Source organism: Rhizobium sp. AG207R (assembly GCF_027109195.1).
GTDB lineage: Bacteria > Pseudomonadota > Alphaproteobacteria > Rhizobiales > Rhizobiaceae > Rhizobium > Rhizobium dioscoreae.
Window position 1 is genome coordinate 538918 of the sequence record NZ_JAEPVT010000001.1, and the last position, 14352, is coordinate 553269.

The 14352-nt window shown below is 55.8% G+C and carries 17 protein-coding genes and 1 pseudogene; 13 read left to right on the forward strand and 5 right to left on the reverse strand.

The genetic code is table 11. The features are described 5' to 3' along the window. Positions 1–201: 201 nt before the first annotated feature. Positions 202–678: an Hsp20 family protein gene (locus tag JJQ51_RS02265; protein ID WP_113353018.1), complete on the forward strand. Its 477-nt coding sequence runs from the start codon at positions 202–204 to the stop codon at positions 676–678. Between the two features lie 95 nt (positions 679–773). Then, positions 774–1283: an Hsp20/alpha crystallin family protein gene (locus tag JJQ51_RS02270; RefSeq protein ID WP_145635677.1), complete on the forward strand. Its 510-nt coding sequence runs from the start codon at positions 774–776 to the stop codon at positions 1281–1283. Between the two features lie 307 nt (positions 1284–1590). On the opposite strand, the gene JJQ51_RS02275 is transcribed toward JJQ51_RS02270, so the two are convergent. Beyond that, positions 1591–1905, reverse strand: coding sequence for a PRC-barrel domain containing protein (locus tag JJQ51_RS02275; protein WP_145635675.1), 315 nt, complete (start codon positions 1903–1905; stop codon positions 1591–1593). After that, positions 1902–2267, reverse strand: coding sequence for a hypothetical protein (locus JJQ51_RS02280; RefSeq protein ID WP_145635672.1), 366 nt, complete (start codon positions 2265–2267; stop codon positions 1902–1904). The genes JJQ51_RS02275 and JJQ51_RS02280 overlap by 4 nt, the downstream gene beginning before the upstream one ends. Positions 2268–2275: 8 nt before the next feature. On the opposite strand from JJQ51_RS02280, the pseudogene JJQ51_RS02285 reads away from it, so the two are divergent. Together JJQ51_RS02285 and JJQ51_RS02290 are read left to right on the forward strand one after the other, a co-directional pair. Continuing rightward, a pseudogene (locus JJQ51_RS02285) lies at positions 2276–2797 on the forward strand (methyltransferase domain-containing protein); the annotation flags it as partial. A 341-nt stretch (positions 2798–3138) separates the two neighbouring features. After that, positions 3139–3669 carry a sigma-70 family RNA polymerase sigma factor gene (locus JJQ51_RS02290; protein WP_269244227.1) on the forward strand — a complete coding sequence of 177 codons (531 nt, stop codon included), beginning with the start codon at positions 3139–3141 and terminating at the stop codon, positions 3667–3669. An 11-nt stretch (positions 3670–3680) separates the two neighbouring features. Here JJQ51_RS02290 and JJQ51_RS02295 read toward each other — a convergent pair whose 3' ends face one another. Both JJQ51_RS02295 and JJQ51_RS02300 read right to left on the reverse strand, forming a co-directional pair. Next, positions 3681–4064 carry a response regulator gene (locus JJQ51_RS02295; protein ID WP_113388618.1) on the reverse strand — a complete coding sequence of 128 codons (384 nt, stop codon included), beginning with the start codon at positions 4062–4064 and terminating at the stop codon, positions 3681–3683. 404 nt (positions 4065–4468) lie between these two features. Continuing rightward, entirely contained in the window at positions 4469–4852 is a 384-nt protein-coding gene (locus tag JJQ51_RS02300) for a response regulator (RefSeq protein WP_173004554.1), read from the reverse strand. A 1124-nt stretch (positions 4853–5976) separates the two neighbouring features. On the opposite strand from JJQ51_RS02300, the gene JJQ51_RS02305 reads away from it, so the two are divergent. The 8 genes from JJQ51_RS02305 to JJQ51_RS02340 all read left to right on the forward strand — a co-directional run bounded on the left by JJQ51_RS02305 (position 5977) and on the right by JJQ51_RS02340 (position 13110). After that, positions 5977–7146, forward strand: a complete 1170-nt coding sequence (locus JJQ51_RS02305) for a zinc-dependent alcohol dehydrogenase (RefSeq protein WP_269244356.1) — start codon at positions 5977–5979, stop codon at positions 7144–7146. A 14-nt stretch (positions 7147–7160) separates the two neighbouring features. Then, on the forward strand, positions 7161–7961 hold the full coding sequence (locus tag JJQ51_RS02310) for an SDR family NAD(P)-dependent oxidoreductase (RefSeq protein WP_269244228.1): 801 nt from the start codon (positions 7161–7163) through the stop codon (positions 7959–7961). Positions 7962–8002: 41 nt separating this feature from the next. After that, the gene (locus JJQ51_RS02315) at positions 8003–8251 is read left to right on the forward strand and encodes a hypothetical protein (protein ID WP_145634663.1); all 249 of its coding nucleotides are present in this window, start codon (positions 8003–8005) and stop codon (positions 8249–8251) included. 26 nt (positions 8252–8277) lie between these two features. After that, positions 8278–8850, forward strand: coding sequence for a cysteine hydrolase family protein (locus JJQ51_RS02320; RefSeq protein ID WP_152095219.1), 573 nt, complete (start codon positions 8278–8280; stop codon positions 8848–8850). A 161-nt stretch (positions 8851–9011) separates the two neighbouring features. Further along, the gene (locus JJQ51_RS02325) at positions 9012–9290 is read left to right on the forward strand and encodes a DUF2934 domain-containing protein (protein WP_113388624.1); all 279 of its coding nucleotides are present in this window, start codon (positions 9012–9014) and stop codon (positions 9288–9290) included. Between the two features lie 65 nt (positions 9291–9355). Beyond that, positions 9356–11755, forward strand: coding sequence for a membrane-bound PQQ-dependent dehydrogenase, glucose/quinate/shikimate family (locus tag JJQ51_RS02330; protein ID WP_269244229.1), 2400 nt, complete (start codon positions 9356–9358; stop codon positions 11753–11755). A 205-nt stretch (positions 11756–11960) separates the two neighbouring features. Beyond that, the gene (locus tag JJQ51_RS02335) at positions 11961–12461 is read left to right on the forward strand and encodes a YciE/YciF ferroxidase family protein (RefSeq protein ID WP_113396531.1); all 501 of its coding nucleotides are present in this window, start codon (positions 11961–11963) and stop codon (positions 12459–12461) included. Between the two features lie 217 nt (positions 12462–12678). Further along, positions 12679–13110, forward strand: coding sequence for an NUDIX hydrolase (locus tag JJQ51_RS02340; RefSeq protein ID WP_246661158.1), 432 nt, complete (start codon positions 12679–12681; stop codon positions 13108–13110). A 170-nt stretch (positions 13111–13280) separates the two neighbouring features. Here the strand turns inward: JJQ51_RS02340 and JJQ51_RS02345 are convergent, their stop codons facing one another. Continuing rightward, positions 13281–13484, reverse strand: a complete 204-nt coding sequence (locus tag JJQ51_RS02345; protein ID WP_069614275.1) for a hypothetical protein — start codon at positions 13482–13484, stop codon at positions 13281–13283. Between the two features lie 199 nt (positions 13485–13683). On the opposite strand from JJQ51_RS02345, the gene JJQ51_RS02350 reads away from it, so the two are divergent. Continuing rightward, positions 13684–14352 carry a cytochrome c3 family protein gene (locus tag JJQ51_RS02350; RefSeq protein WP_269244230.1) on the forward strand — a complete coding sequence of 223 codons (669 nt, stop codon included), beginning with the start codon at positions 13684–13686 and terminating at the stop codon, positions 14350–14352.

The window sequence follows — 14352 nt, forward strand, 5'->3', positions numbered from 1 at the left end:
GCTCGGCATCTGCCGCATTACCCGAATCTGGTCACGCGAAAATCAATTTTTTTGTCGGGGAGTTGCGCTACTCTTGAAACTGTAAGCCACGGAATTATATTAATATTGTTCGATTGCCCAATGGGAATCGAACGAAGTCCAGGAGACGTCATGCTCTTGGCGTCTCCTTGTATCCATGTTGCTTATAAGGAGGATATGGCTATGAGGACAAACCTCGATTTCTCACCCCTGTTCCGGTCGAGCATCGGCTTCGATCGAATGTTGAATGCGCTCGAAGCGGCAAGTCGCGTCGACACGATCGACAACTGGCCCCCGTACGACATCGTCAAGTCCGGCGAGGATAGCTATCGCATCGCCATGGCAGTGGCGGGCTTCTCGCAGGACGAATTGACGATTACCCAGGAGCAGAACATGCTCGTCGTCTCGGGCCAGAAGGCAAATGCTGAAGATGTGCAGTATCTGCATCGCGGCATCGCCGGCCGCTCGTTCCAGCGCCGGTTCGAGCTTGCCGATCACGTCAAGGTGGTAGGTGCCGGTCTCGTCAATGGTCTGCTGACGATCGATCTCAAGCGCGAAATTCCCGAAGAAATGAAGCCGCGCCAGATCGCGATTACGACCGACATGGCTCTATCAAAGCCTGAGACGAAGCAAATAGAGGCCGAAAAGCAGGCGGCTTAAGCTTCCACACAAGCGCAATTCGCACAAAGGCGCCGAGCATGGCTCGGCGCCTCCAGGCGAACTTTGCCAAGTGAGCAAACGGAAAGGAGAAAAACATGAGTGTTCGCGATTTGATTCCCTGGAATCGCAACAATGGCAATCAGATTCCGACTATCCTGCGCGATGACGACCGTGATCCCTTCCTGTCGCTTCATCGCGAGGTAAACCGTCTATTTGATAATGTCTTCCGCGGCTTCGGCACCGGCCTGTCATCCTTCGGAAACGGCTCCGTCTTCAGTGCCGGCTGGCCGAACGTCGAGATCTCCGACACTGCCAAGGAGATCAAGGTGACCGCCGAAGTGCCCGGGCTTGAGGAAAACGACATCGAGGTCCTGCTCAACGATGGTGTGCTGACGCTGAAGGGCGAAAAGCGTTCCGAGAACGAGGACAAGGATCGCCAGTTCTCCGAGCGCTATTACGGCCGCTTCGAGCGCCGCATCCCGCTTGACGTCGAGGTCAACGAAGAGCAGGTCGATGCCCGCTTCAAGAATGGCGTGCTGACCGTGACCTTGCCGAAGAGTGAGAAGGCGCAGTCGCAAGTCAAACGCATCGCCATCAAGAGCTGATCGATTCAATCCAGCCGGCGGCTGCCCCGGCGGCCGCCAATAAGGTCCTAATGGATCGAAGCAGCACCACCTACCGAATTCTCGCCGAGCATCTAACCGATGTCGCGCGTGCTCGTGAGACGTGGCTTTTGATCTTTCGATCTCGCACCCGGAAGGTCTCGCCTCATCGTCATATGATAAACTGCCGACAATCATAAGAAGTGTGAGTGATCCGTCCGTAGAAGGAAATCAAACAGGTGACCGTCTGGCTCGACAGCGAGGTCAAGTAAGGAGGATTCCCAATGCACCACGTTTTAGCCGAAATACGTTACGGTGTGCTCGTCCTGAGTTCGTCGACGGTACATCGGAGTTTAAGTTGACCAGAATTCCCTACATCGAGCTTATCCCATGGAACGATATAGCCAGTCGACCGCTGTTCGAATCCGAAGAGCCGTAACATGACGTTGCCAATCGTCGTTGCCGATACTCTTTCCAGAAAGCCAAGAGCTCCAAGGTGATATTCAACAACAAAGAAATCTTCGTCCGCAGCTTCCGCTTTGATCTCTTCCAAGCGTGCGATCGGTTGACCATTTAAGTCGTGAACCTTCATTCCAAGCAGGAGCTCCAGATGTATCTCCGTCATAACAACCCTCCCGGAATGTGCCTGAGAATATGTTGTCTCAACCATTCCTGCTTCTGTTCTAGCGGCGTTTCGCTGTTGTCGATATCAATTTCAATGTCGATGCCCACATCAGTGACCTTCGACCAAGGAATCCGATAGGGGCATTGATCGCGCTCTGCCCGCACCCGTTGGGAAAAGGCAAGCAGCCAGCGATATAGGCGCTGGCTCAGCCTTCGCAGCAATGTCAAATGGCCCATTTCGACAAAGCTGATCTTGAGCCGGTCGTCGTTTTCGGTCGTAAGCACGATACCGTCGACCTTTCCGATACGAGCCTGTCTGCGATCGACCACCTGCTTATCCAGAACGTCGCGCACAAGATACATGTCAGCCTGTGGTGGCGATCGATACGGATCCGCATTATTTGCGGCAGGCCGCGTTCGTGGCAAAGCAGGCGGAGGTTGATATCGACTTCCGGCAAATGTCCGTTTATGAGGTCGCGCAGCTAGGCGAGAAGTTTGATCTCGTTATTTTCATGGGCGTCCTTTACCATCTGCGTCATCCTCTCCTGGCGCTTGACCTTCTTCGCGAGCATGTCGTCAAGGATCTGATGCTGTTTCAATGCATGCAGCGCGGAGTGGACGATACACCGGAACTGAAGGACGATTACGACTTCGAGGACAAAGAGATTTTCAGTCGTCCTGATTACCCGAAGCTGTTCTTCGTCGAAAATCGCTATGCTGGGGATCCGACAAACTGGTTCATACCGAACAAGGCGGCGACGGAGGCGATGCTGCGCAGCGCGGGTTTTACAATGCTGCAAAATCCGGAACCGGAGGTATATCTCCTGCGGTGCAGCACCCATCGCTTCATGGTTGAAAAGCCGCCTCGAATTTGCCCGCAGGAGGGTAGGTAAGGGGGAGGCGTCTGGTGGCATGAACTCTGCGTTTGCTTTCGCCTCGCGGATCCCGACGGATTTGGATACCGAACATCGCCGAGGTCTCCTGTGCCGTCTTTAGACGGGCCGCATAGGATGCGCAGCCATCCGAAAGATTCTCCTTATTTCATGGAACATGCTGGGCATGGAGCCGTTCCTTCGAAGTGTGAAAGCGTTGAGTGGACCTCAGAATTTGCTCTGGGTCATTTCCCTAATGCGGCGAATGTCACCACGCGAAGTAAACTTCATTTGAAATCAACTAGAGCATGCAACTGGCGTCGCTCAAGATGTCAGGTCTGCATCCAGACCAGAGCTGTTGAATGAGCGATACGGCAAAGGAGAATACCGTGATCCACTTGTCCCGTTCCAATCGTTTGCAGGCTGAAGTCGTGGAGCTCATTCCAGCCCTGCGCGCTTTCGCCAGAACATTCCACCGAAATTCGACGGATGCCGATGACTTGGTTCAAGAGACGCTGACGAAAGCTCTGGCCAATATCGACCAATTCGATCCCGATACTCGGTTGAAATCGTGGCTATTCACCATCATGCGCAACACATTCTGCACAAAGTTCCGCATCGCCAAACGCGAGGCTCCGGGTAACAAAAAATGCATATCAGACGTTGGCGTCGCACCAGCGTCGCAGGAATGGACAGTCCGTGCAAAGGAACTGCAGCGGGCGTGCAACCGCCTACCGGAACACTATCGGATAGTGCTGGAGTATGTGGTGATCGAAGGCCGCTCCTACGAAGATGCCGCCACGACGTTCGGTTGTGCGATTGGCACCGTAAAAAGTCGCATCAACCGAGCTCGTCAGCAGCTCGCGGAGCAGCTTGATGAGGACCTTTACTGAGATTCCGGTTCTCAGACATCCAGCCGTCGCGCACCGAACAGCGCCATGGCGATATGCTCGATATCATCAACTTTTTCGCGTAGGACGAAGCCGGGAAATTGCGGAGGCGGGTTATCCGCTATGGCAAATACGTAGGGAAGCCCAACTTCCTCAAGCGCTTCAGCCATCGCATACGCAAGATCTGGATCAAGCCGAATGTCGATAATCGCGGCATCCACCTGATTGCTTTCGATCAAATCGAGAGCGTGGGGGACATCGGTCATCGGGCCGATCAGAATAGCTCCCAATGAACATAACTTCCGGCTTGTCCGTTCTGTAAGGAAATAGTCGTCCTCGACGATCAAGAGCCGTTTGCCGGAAAACATTTTACTATACGCAGGTGTCGAATCGCTCATTGGCCAGCCTAGCTCAGGTTATGCGATCATAGTTCGCTCTGCGTGAATTCAAAGTGAATGCGAAGCCGGTCGTCGCGCATCAACGCGGCCGAGCGAGCTGTGCGGTCAGAAGATTACCTTCAAGCCAGCAAAGATCCATGTGTCGAACGAAGTGGGGGGACAAAGCCTTTCGAACTGTATGTCCGCTTTTTTGACATAGAGATCAAATTGAGCGCGGCGGCACGCCGTGGACAACCATGAAGCCCCAATGGCGCGGGACGTGATACTCGTCTGCTTTGAGGCACACTGTCGAACATGTTGCCTCGACCTGACGGAGGGGAAATGACATCCAGCCCTCCCAGTTCATCGGCGGCGGTTCACACCGCCGTCAAATGGGGTGCAAGATCTGAATGCGACACTTTATTTTACATGCCGTTAGGGCGCGGACCAAATAGCGCTTGTGCGATCTTCTCCAATTCGAACGGCTTTTCGTTCAATAAAAATCCCTTGAACGACGCGGGCACGATGGAAGGATCATATCCAGTAGCAAAGATGAATGCGACATTGAGCTCCTGTAGTCTCTCCGCAACTGGGAACACCAGTTCTCCGTCGAGATATATATCGAGAATAGCAACATCTATCTTCTCGTCATCAATCAGTTCCAGAGCAACGTCAACACGACCGGTGGGGCCAATGACGGTCGCTCCCAACTTCTTGAGCTGGCGGCGCGTTTCGTCGGCCAGCAAATACTCATCTTCAACGATGAGTACCCGCTTGCCCGCAAACATCTTGCTGTAGCTGCGAACCATGATATCGCTTCCACGTCAGGACCAAGACGACCTACAAACTCCTTGCCTGACTGTACAGTGTTTTGAACCGCCTCGGCCTCCATTTCCTCCCAACTTCCAGGGCTACGGAAGGTTGCCTCAAAACCTGCATTTATCAGTAAGTAGCCGGCGGTACCGCCTGCGCTGCTTCGCACCAATGGTGACGACACCGGCGAAACTGGTCCAGAGCATGCGGCGAATGCTGGCCGAGGCGTTTTGAACATCCTCGGACGTGTAACTGAAGTCAATTGCAATAGTGCGCGGCCGCCGATCCCAGCACGGTCATTCACCCGTTGAACGAGATCTCCGTTTTGAGACGGTGGGCAATTCAAGAAGGATCGCCCTTGATTCAGGAACCGCGGCGAGACAGTCTGTCTGGAAGATCTTGCGCTGCTGGCGGACCAAAAGCCTTGGGTTTTCGCGCCTGAAGCCGAGCGTGATCTGCGCGGCATTTTATCCGCACGGTATCGGTTCGATATTTATCTCCATTCAGGAACAAATCCCGCTCATGAGGGTTCGACCGCCGGAGGGAAGTCAACGCCGGTCCCTCCTGGCTCGCAAATCCGCTGGCGAGCCGCCTCCTGAGGCGCGTCATGAATTCAAAGGCCGCTGGGCTGGATTGGATTCATGGCGCGTCTGGTGGGAGACGCCAATCGCGATCGTGCGGTCAGCGGCTTTTCTTCATACTATTGGGATTGATCCAGGGCATGGGGCGAGGGCTGACCGGGCCGTTGTGGCTCATGTCGATGAAAGAAAAGGGCTCCCGCGACAAGTACGCAGCCGATAAGCACCGCCAATATGATATAGGCAATCAGAGCACCGAATTTTCCCTTTTCGAAGACGGCCATGACTGCACTTTCCCTGTGCTAGAAACCAGCGTTTCACATCCAAACCTCCTTCCGACTCGAAAGTTCCTTTTTCAAATCAGGCTTTGCGGATGTCGGAAATTTGCAACAGTCGAACATCTCCCCAAATCGATACCGGCGAGGGTGCGCCAGTATCCCATCGGTTGCCCGGTCGTGAACTCCGGCCGCCAAATTTTAGTTGCCTGGGAACATCGCCGCAGGCCGACTGTTTGGCGCAGGATCGAGATGTTGGAGGAACCGATGAAAGCACTGACCTGGCACGGCAAGCATGACATACGGTGCGAGAGTGTTCCCGATCCTCGGTTAGACGATGAACGCGACATCATCATAAAGGTAACCGCGTGCGCCATCTGCGGTTCCGACCTCCATCTCTATGATGGCGTGATGCCCGCCATGGAAAGCGGTGATATCATCGGCCATGAAACCATGGGGGAGGTCGTTGAGGTCGGCAAAGGGATCTCGAGGTTAGCCGTCGGAGACCGCGTGGTCGTTCCCTTCACGATCGCCTGCGGCGAATGCTTCTTTTGCCAGCGCGGTTTCTTCTCAGGTTGCGAGCGGACAAATCCCGATCGTTCGAAGGTAACGAAGCTTTGGGGAAATTCGCCAGCCGGCCTGTTCGGCTATTCTCACCTCCTTGGCGGCTACAGCGGCGGTCAGGCCGAATATCTGCGCGTTCCCCATGGCGACGTCGGGCCAGCCAAGGTTCCAAATGGGCTGGATGACGAACAGGTGCTGTTTCTCTCCGATATCTTCCCGACCGGTTATATGGCGGCGGAATTCTGCAGTATTCAGCAAGGCGATACGATCGCGATCTGGGGATGTGGCCCGGTAGGTCAAATGGCCATTCGATCGGCTTTCCTGCTAGGTGCTGAACGCGTTATCGCCATCGATACCGTTCCAGCGCGTCTTTTGCTGGCTGAAGCTGGCGGCGCTGAGACGGTCAATTTCCTGGAAGAAGATGTCTATGACCGCATCATGGAAATGACCCGAGGACGTGGTGCCGATGCATGTATTGACGCGGTGGGAACCGAGGCCGAGGCTTCCGCCAGTTGGGATTCCAGATGGGATCGCATCAAGGTGGCGACCTTCATGGGTACGGACCGGCCCCACGTCTTGCGCCAGGCCATCCATTGTTGCCGCAACTTCGGCACCGTATCGATCGTCGGCGTTTATGGCGGATATCTTGACAAGATTCCAATGGGATCGGCGATCAATAGAGGCCTGACCTTCAAGATGGCGCAGACGCCGGTGCAACATTACCTGCCCATGTTGATGGAACGTATCGAAAAGGGCGAAATCGATCCTTCCTTCGTCGTTACCCACCGCGGGACCCTGGAAGATGGGCCCGACCTTTACAAGCTTTTTCGCGACAAACAGGACGGTTGCGTGAAAGTCGTGCTCAAACCTTGAGAAGGAGCAGGCTTATGGCCAAACGGGCTTTGGAAAAAGGACTGGCTGTCATCACTGGCGCCTCTAGCGGCATCGGTTATGAACTGGCGGCCTGCGCCGCCGCGGAAGGTTACAATCTCATCGTGGCGGCCGACGAGAGCGAGGTCGAAACCGCGGCCGCGCAGCTCAGAAAGTTTGGCGGCGAGGTGCAAGCGGTGCAGACCGATCTTTCGACACCATCCGGGGTCGACACGCTTTTGGCGAACATCGCCGCGACCGGTCGGCCCGTCGATTTGCTCATGGCAAATGCCGGACAGGGGTTGGGCCGGCAATTTCTCGATCAAGACTTTACCCGCGTCAGAAAGGTCATTGATACCAATATCGTCGGAACCGTGTATCTGATCCAGCACATCGGAAATCAGATGAGAAGCCGCGGCAATGGCCGCATTCTGCTGACCGGCTCGATTGCCGGGTTCCTGCCAGGCGCTTACCAGGCGATCTACAATGGAACCAAGGCCTTTATCAATAGCTTCTCCTTCGCTCTGCGCGAAGAATTGAAGGGTACCGGCGTGTCGGTCAGTTGCCTGATGCCTGGGGCAACGGACACGAATTTCTTTAAGCGGGCCGACTTGATGGACACGGAAATTGGCCACGCCAAGAAGGATAATCCCGCGGAAGTCGCCCGGATCGGCTTCGATGCGATGATGGACGGTGAAGCGGATGTCGTGAGCGGCTGGAAGAACAAGCTGCAAGCCGCGGTGGCGAACATAACACCGGCCAGCATCTTGGCGCACCAGCATGCAAAAACGGCCCGCCCGGGCTCGGCCGAAAATTAATCAGCGTCCATGAGGTCCGACAAGCAAGCGAGGTATTCGTAATGGCCAAGTCGAACAATAATCCAGGCGGAAAAAAGAGGGGAGATCCCACTCAGGACGCCAAAGGTCAGTATCGAAAGCTGTTGCATAGCAGTCAGAGTGACGGTGTCGCGAGTGCCAAGCCAAGGGTCATTACCGGTTCCAGCGATGCAACCGTAAACAAGACCCCACCAGGATCGGCAGAACCCGAAAAGGACTGGGATCTCAATTATGATCCGCGTGACATGAACGAGGGCAAATATCGCGGCTGAATTCCTGTTTGCTGGATGATGGCGGGATGAAAACCTGGCTGCATTTGTGCATCGACATGCAATGCATGTTCTTTGAACCAACACCCTGGCAGGTGCCCTGGATGGCCCGCACGCTGGATCAGGTTGTGGAGGTGGTGGGGCGATTTCCCGAGCGGACGATTTTCACGCGCTTCATGCCACCAACACAGCCGGACATCATGCCAGGCAAATGGCGGACCTATTACGAGAAATGGGACATGATGACCGCCAGCAAGCTGCCTCAAGAGTTGATGGACGTGCTTCCAGTCTTTCGAGCCTTGACACCGCCGGCGCGCATATTTGACAAATTCACCTATTCGCCGTGGGTGGATGGTCGTCTCCATCAGATATTGTCCCGTCAAGGCGTCGACACTCTGGTCATAAGCGGGGGAGAGACGGACGTCTGCGTCCTGGCCGCGGTACTTGGCGCCATCGATCTCGGTTATGGCGTTATCATCCTGAGGGATGCCGTCTGCAGTGGTGATGACGATGCGCACGACGCAGCGCTTACGCTGTTTGAAAGGCGATTTTCGGTACAGGCCAAAATTGTGACGGTCGAAGAGTTTCTGTCTGCGGAATGATAACGGTGACGGCTAGCTCGACCCCCTGCGCATGAGCCAGCATAAATACAGAAGGATTTCCCATGATCGATCGCCGACCGGATTCATTGAGGACATGGTCCATTCGGGAACTCCGCGGCTCCGGCGCAGTTGGATGTCGGTATCTGCGAAAGGGCTCTCCGATGACAAAAGAGGACATCAGAAAGGCTGCCTATGCCAGGTGGGAAATGGAGGGAAAGCCGAATGGGCAGGAATTGCGCCATTGGTTGGATGCGGAACGTGAGCTAAGGGCCCGTGACGAAGATCTCCCGAAAACATCGTCTGATGACCATCATGCCGGCGTGGTGCCGGAGTCGGAGGATGAAACCCGCCCAGCTCCCACGTCGTCGGATGCCATTCCCTCACAAGAAGCCAAGCCAGGGAGATTCAAGCCAGGAGAGCTTGCCTCCGAGAACAAGTGAGATGGCTTACTTCTTCTAATCGGTCGAACGCTTGACCGTGCTTCGCGCCAACGAGAGGAGCCTTGATGCGCGTTCTTTTCATGTTTACGGCCTGTCTCGTCGGGCTAATCGGCATCACCCTTGCGTGCCTTGGCGCATGGCTATTCATACTCGGCGGCACTTCCTATTATCTGATAGCTGGTATCATCCTTTTGTGTATTGCGGTGCTGTTGTCCAGGGGAAGCGTCTTCGGTCCATGGCTTTACACGTTATTGCTGATCGGGACGCTGGCATGGGCTCTGACCGAATCCGTTTTTGATGGCTGGGCGCTTATCCCGAGACTGGTCGCTCCGGCGGTTCTTGGCTTATGGATCTGGTCCCCTTGGATTGCCGGTCGCATCGAGCGCTTGGCAAGGGCAAGAATGATCCTCGTCACCAATCTCGTTTTTTCATTGGCGATCCTGATCTTCGTCTTTGGCTCTGGTTATCGGATCAGCGAAGCCAGGACCATCAGTTTCGGCGATCCCGCCCGCTGGAAGGTCATGGATGGAGATCACAGCGATGCTGGTTCAGCAGGCGATTGGGCCTACTACGGAGGCACGCCAGCGGGAGACCGGTATTCGTCTCTCGACAAAATCACGCCTGACAATGTCAATCTCTTGCAACAGGCTTGGTCGTTTTCGACGGGCGACAAGCCGAGGCCGGGTGAGAATTCCAAAGGCAGGGAGTTCAGCTTTGAAGCGACCCCGATAAAGGTTGAAAATAGCCTTTATTTCTGCACGCCGCATCGCGAGGTTATCGCGCTCGATGCAACGACGGGACAGCTGAAATGGCGTTATGATCCGGGCGGCGACATGTCGCACAATGTCTATCAAGCTTGCCGCGGGGTTTCATATTACGACGCCTCGTCCGTGGCATCCGCGGGACCATGCGCGCACCGCATAATCTCGACGGCATCGGATCTTCCAAGGCTGTTCGAACTTGATGCCGATACGGGCAAGCCCTGCGAACAGTTCGGTGAGCGGGGGACGGTCGATTTGCGCGATCACATGGGGCCGGTTCCGCCAGGGTTTCATTTCATTTCGTCGCCGCCGCTTGTCCTGAACGGGCGTATAGTTCTGGGAGGATGGGTCTATGACAATCAGACCGTCGGCGAGCCTTCGGGCGTGATACGCGCCTTTGACGCAAGCACGGGGCGACTTGCATGGTCTTGGGACATGGGGAAGAATCCCGCTAACAGGCCGTTGGGTGCAGATGAAACCTATACACGTGGAACGCCGAACGGCTGGGGCGTCTATACGGCCGATCCAAAGCTCAATCTCGTCTTCGTGCCCCTGGGTAACGCAACTCCGGACTATTTCGGAGGGCAGCGCAGATCTTTCGACGACCACTACTCAAGCTCGCTGGTGGCGCTGGACCTTACCACCGGGCAGGAGAGGTGGCATTTTCAAACCGTGCATCATGATCTCTGGGACTTCGATCTTCCCGTGGGGCCATCGCTTGTCGATCTCCCCGACGATAGGGGCGGCAGTATCCCGGCGCTTGTTCAAACCAGCAAACAAGGCCAGCTTTTTCTTCTTGACCGCCGCGATGGCCATCCTTTGGCCCAGGTCGACGAGCGGCCGGTACCGCCGGGCGATATACCGGGCGAACGCTATTCGCCCACACAACCCTTCTCGACCGGCATGCCGCAATTGCTCGCGCCCAAGCTTCGAGAAGCGGATATGTGGGGTGCAACTCCCATCGATCAGCTTCTCTGCCGGATCTCCTTTCGGCGGATGCGGGACGACGGTTTGTTTACGCCGCCAGGATTGAAACCGACCATCGGCTGGCCAGCCTTCGACGGGACCTCCGATTGGTATGGCGCGACGGTCGATCCGGAACGCAAACTCTTGTTTATCAATACGACATTCATGCCGTTTCAACTGCAGATGCTGCCCTATGCGTCTGCTCTCGCCAAAGGGCTCTTCGCGCCATGGGGCGGATGGAAGCAGCCATATCCGCAGCCTGACTTCCAAAATAATCCCGAGCATGGCACGCCTTTTTCCATTGTCGTCAAAGCTTGGATCGGTGTGCTTGACATTCCTTGTACCCGCCCGCCTTGGGGTCAGATGCAGGCGATCGATTTGTTGACAAGAAAGGTCGCATGGCAGCGTCCCCTTGGAACGACAGAGGATATGGGGCCGTTTGGACTGCGCCTGCCCTTTGGTCTGCCCACGGGAATATTCAGCATGGGCGGGAGTGTTGCGACACGTAGCGGCTTGATCTTCATCGCCGCAACGACGGATCAATATATCCGCGCGCTCGATGGCAAGACGGGAAAGGTCGTCTGGCAGTTTCACCTGCCGGCAGGTGGAAACGCCACCCCCTTGACCTATCTCGGCTCGGACGGAAGACAATATGTCGTCGTTGCAGCTGGTGGGCACGGCGGCTTGCAGTCGCGCAACGGTGACGACATCGTGGCTTTTACGTTGCCGCATCGCTAGCTCAGTAAGCAATTTTCCGTTCAGGGCGGTGCTGACAGCATTTTTCCTGGAATGAGACGGGAACCAATCTTCAGGCCGTCCGTTCGGGAGGAGACCAAGGAAGATCTCAAGAAGAAGCCAGAGGAGAAAACATCACGCGCAAAAGACCGGCACATCGGCGCGCTGCTTCAAAATGATCTTTTCTCAAAATGTTGGAGGACTCCAAATGGCATCCGAGAAGACTTTGAATGATCTCTTTCTGGAAACATTGAAAGACATCTACTATGCCGAGAAGCAGATTCTAAGGGCATTGCCAAAGATGGCACGCGCGGCACATGCCGAGGAGGGCAAACAAGGTTTCCTTCATCACCGCGACGAAACCCAGGGCCACGTGGAACGCTTGGAGCAGGTATTCGAGCTGCTTGGAAAGCCAGCGCGCGGAAAGACCTGCGAAGCAATCCAGGGCATTATCGCCGAGGCCGACGAGATTATCGAGGAATTCAAGGGCACGCCGGCGCTCGATGCCGGTCTTATCTCTTCGGCGCAGGCCGTCGAGCACTACGAAATTGCCCGCTACGGCACGCTTATTGAATGGGCCAAGCAACTCGGTCTGAAGGATGCCGTCACTCTCCTGCAGCAGACGCTGGAGGAAGAAAAGGCGACGGATCAGAAACTAACGAAACTCGCCGAGACGGCGGCCAATGCGAAGGCCAGAAAGGCCGCATGAAACATGGTTGCCTTTGATCTTTGGTGCGTTGCGGAAGCAGCGCACCGTCAGGGGACGCCCTGGTCACGAATATGCTTCGTGCGACAGCGTTGAAGGGAGCTTGTCGGTTTCGATATCATGCCGACCCATGGGCCGGTAAGTTAGAGGTGTCATGTCAAACCGCCGACCCCATCTTGCGCGACTTGCCGCGCATATAGAGACCATCGCCGCCGGAGAGATGGCCGAGCAATACGGCGCGTTATGCTTTCGGCATCGCGACGATAATTCGCGTGAAGTGCTGCTTATCACCACACGGGAGACCAAACGATGGATGATCCCGAAGGGATGGCCGATTAAAGGGCTTGATGGTGGTCAGGTGGCGCGACGCGAAGCCTGGGAAGAGGCAGGCGTCAAGGGCAAGGTCAAAAAGGGGATATTCGGATATTTCACATATTTGAAGATGCTGGCTGACAGGCAGACGATACCGTCAGTGGTCGAAGTTCACCTGCTTGAAGTCCAAAAACAATGTGGAAAGTTTCCTGAAAGTGGGCAGCGGACAATCGAATGGATGATGCCGGAAGAGGCAGCCCGCCGTGTGCGCGAACCTGAACTGAAGGGGCTATTGATGCGCTTTGTGCTGGAGGAAACAAGGCCTACGGAGACGGATTAAGCAATAGCCGTGGGCATCGTCTCACGCGACCATGCAATTTCACCGTGGGCCAATCTAATACGCCTTGGTTCAGGCCGGGGTCGAATCCTTCTCCTCCTCATCGCGACCAATCGCAAGCTTGCGCCACTTCTTGGCAGTTTTCGTGGCGGCGCCATGGCCTGGCGGCATCGTCAATCATCGCCTTTTTGTTTCAGTGCGTCGGATACGCGACGCTTGCGTGGATGATCGATATTTTCGCCGTGGGCATCGCGCGCTTTTTCACCGCCATCCTTGGCCGGTAGGTATCCAGCCGGCTTTGATCCAGCCGGTCCTTCCCATCGCGGCGATTGATCCGTCGTTCCTGGCGCGCCTTCACGAGGTTGCTGATGTTTCATAGCGGGGCCTCCTCTGGGATGTATTTTGCGGCGATAGCGCCAAAGACGATCCGCCTTCGTCTTAAAAACTGCCGGTATCCCGCATTGTTCCAGGCAAACGGGATGGAATGCACCATCTGCGGCCGACACTACAGATGGTGGAACTTTCAACCCCGGTTTTCGTTTGACCCCATTGCGAGGGCGAATTCAGGGGAATTCCGTGGCGCAGATCTTTACGGCATCGGCTGATACGAGGCTGCGCGCATCTCTGCTCGTTGCCGCCATCCTGATATTCCTGATCGTCCTGTTTGTCGGCGGATACGCGAGTTCCAGCTATGGCACCCTGGTCGGCTGGGTGCAGGATCAGCCGGTTCCCTTCAGCCATGAGCATCACGTCGGAGGTCTCGGTATCGACTGTCGGTATTGTCACACCTCCGTCGAGACAAGCGCCCGCGCAGGACTGCCGGCGACACATATCTGCATGAGCTGCCACTCGCAAATCTGGACCGGTGCCAGCATGCTGGCGCCGGTCCGACACAGCCTCGCGGCCAACGTGCCGCTCACATGGAACCGCGTCAGCCGGTTACCCGACTATGTCTACTTCAACCATTCGATTCATGTCGCTCGCGGCGTTGCCTGCGTGACGTGCCACGGGCGGGTTGATCGGATGCCGTTGATGTCGCGCGCGCAGCCCTTCCGGATGCAGTGGTGCCTGGATTGCCACCGAAATCCGGCGCCCAATCTGCGCCCGCCCGATCAGGTGACGCGCATGGACTGGTCCGACTGGGACGCCAATCCCGAGCAGCACAAGGATTTCGGCGCGCAGGTGGTGAAAGCCTATGGCATCGAACCTAGGAAACTCATCCAATGCAACATCTGTCACAGGTGA

Excerpts from the sequence above, each read along its gene's own strand:
- JJQ51_RS02320 (WP_152095219.1), top strand. The coding sequence starts at position 8,278 with ATGAAAACCTGGCTGCATTTGTGCATCGACATGCAATGCATGTTCTTT.
- JJQ51_RS02300 (WP_173004554.1), bottom strand. The coding sequence starts at position 4,852 with ATGGTTCGCAGCTACAGCAAGATGTTTGCGGGCAAGCGGGTACTCATC.
- JJQ51_RS02330 (WP_269244229.1), top strand. The coding sequence starts at position 9,356 with ATGCGCGTTCTTTTCATGTTTACGGCCTGTCTCGTCGGGCTAATCGGC.
- JJQ51_RS02310 (WP_269244228.1), top strand. The coding sequence starts at position 7,161 with ATGGCCAAACGGGCTTTGGAAAAAGGACTGGCTGTCATCACTGGCGCC.
- JJQ51_RS02270 (WP_145635677.1), top strand. The coding sequence starts at position 774 with ATGAGTGTTCGCGATTTGATTCCCTGGAATCGCAACAATGGCAATCAG.
- JJQ51_RS02280 (WP_145635672.1), bottom strand. The coding sequence starts at position 2,267 with ATGTATCTTGTGCGCGACGTTCTGGATAAGCAGGTGGTCGATCGCAGA.
- JJQ51_RS02305 (WP_269244356.1), top strand. The coding sequence starts at position 5,977 with ATGAAAGCACTGACCTGGCACGGCAAGCATGACATACGGTGCGAGAGT.
- JJQ51_RS02325 (WP_113388624.1), top strand. The coding sequence starts at position 9,012 with ATGACAAAAGAGGACATCAGAAAGGCTGCCTATGCCAGGTGGGAAATG.
- JJQ51_RS02265 (WP_113353018.1), top strand. The coding sequence starts at position 202 with ATGAGGACAAACCTCGATTTCTCACCCCTGTTCCGGTCGAGCATCGGC.
- JJQ51_RS02275 (WP_145635675.1), bottom strand. The coding sequence starts at position 1,905 with ATGACGGAGATACATCTGGAGCTCCTGCTTGGAATGAAGGTTCACGAC.
- JJQ51_RS02295 (WP_113388618.1), bottom strand. The coding sequence starts at position 4,064 with ATGAGCGATTCGACACCTGCGTATAGTAAAATGTTTTCCGGCAAACGG.
- JJQ51_RS02345 (WP_069614275.1), bottom strand. The coding sequence starts at position 13,484 with ATGAAACATCAGCAACCTCGTGAAGGCGCGCCAGGAACGACGGATCAA.
- JJQ51_RS02335 (WP_113396531.1), top strand. The coding sequence starts at position 11,961 with ATGGCATCCGAGAAGACTTTGAATGATCTCTTTCTGGAAACATTGAAA.
- JJQ51_RS02290 (WP_269244227.1), top strand. The coding sequence starts at position 3,139 with ATGAGCGATACGGCAAAGGAGAATACCGTGATCCACTTGTCCCGTTCC.
- JJQ51_RS02340 (WP_246661158.1), top strand. The coding sequence starts at position 12,679 with ATGGCCGAGCAATACGGCGCGTTATGCTTTCGGCATCGCGACGATAAT.
- JJQ51_RS02315 (WP_145634663.1), top strand. The coding sequence starts at position 8,003 with ATGGCCAAGTCGAACAATAATCCAGGCGGAAAAAAGAGGGGAGATCCC.